General features: G+C 77.8%; 1 protein-coding gene. It reads left to right on the top strand.

The genetic code is table 11. The features are described from left to right. A partial coding sequence (locus G3I42_RS08980) for a DUF58 domain-containing protein (RefSeq protein ID WP_343244495.1) occupies window positions 1–1,221 on the top strand: 1,221 nt, incomplete at both ends.

Below are 1,221 nucleotides of genomic sequence, written 5' to 3'. Positions count from 1 at the left end.
GCCCGCCCTCGCGCCGGTCGCCGAGGACCACGAGGAGGGCGGCGCGCGCGGGCCGCTGCGGACCGCCTTCGCCGGGCTGACCACGCGCGGCCGGTCCTTCCTCGCCGCCGGGGTCGCCGCCGGGGTCTGCGCGTACGTCCTCGGGCAGGGCGAGCTGCTGCGGGTCGGGGTGCTGCTCGCGGTGCTCCCGCTCGTCGCCGCGACCGTCCTCTTCCGTACCCGCCACCGCGTCACGGGCAGCCGCAGGCTCAGTCCGCTGCGCGTGCAGGCGGGCGAGGAGGCGCGTGTCCACCTGCGCGTCGAGAACGTCTCGCGGCTCACGACGGGGCTGCTGATGCTCCAGGACCGGGTGCCCTACCAGCTCGGCCCGCGCCCGCGCTTCGTCCTCGACCGCGTCGAGGCGGCCGGGCGCCGGGAGGTCTCGTACCGGGTGCGCTCCGACATGCGGGGCCACTTCCCGCTCGGTCCGCTGCAACTGCGGCTCAGCGATCCCTTCGGGATGTGCGAGCTGAGCCGGTCCTTCAGCGCGCGCGACACCCTCACCGTGCTCCCCGCGGTGGTCCCGCTGCCCGCGTCGGGGCTCGGCGGGCAGGCCCCGGGGGCGGGCGGCGGGCGGCAGCGCGCGCTCTCGTTCACCGGCGAGGACGACGTCATCCCGCGCGGCTACCGGCACGGCGACGACCTGCGCCGGGTGCACTGGCGCTCGACGGCGCGGTACGGGGAGCTGATGGTGCGGCGCGAGGAGCAGCCGCGCAGGTCCCGCTGCACGGTGCTGCTCGACACGCGGCGCGGCGCCTACGCGGGCGGCGGCCCGGACAGCGCCTTCGAGTGGGCCGTGTCGGGAACCGCCTCGGTCCTCACGCACCTCCTCGAACGCGAGATGGACGTACGCCTCATCACCGACGAGGGCGCGCTCGACGCGGTCCCTGGCAGCGACGGCTTCGCGACGGCGCGGCACGAGGCCGCCGAGGCGGCGGGCGCGCTCCTCGACGTCCTGGCGGTCATCGACCACTCGGCGGGCACGGACCTCGCCGCGGCCCACGACGCCCTGCACGGCGGTACGGAGGGGCTGCTCGTCGCCTTCCTCGGCGCGCTCGACGCGGAGCAGACCGCGCTGCTCGCCGGGGCGCGCGGCCGGGGCGCGAGCGCGGTCGCCTTCCTCCTCGACGGCCCCGAGTGGGGCCTGCCCGCGGAACCGGGGCAGGCGGAGCCGGCGGCCGC

The sequence above is a fragment of the Streptomyces sp. SID11385 genome (assembly GCF_010548245.1).
GTDB lineage: Bacteria > Actinomycetota > Actinomycetes > Streptomycetales > Streptomycetaceae > Streptomyces.
The sequence above is the reverse complement of the archived record's forward strand: the minus strand, read 5'-3'. Positions and strand labels throughout refer to the sequence as shown.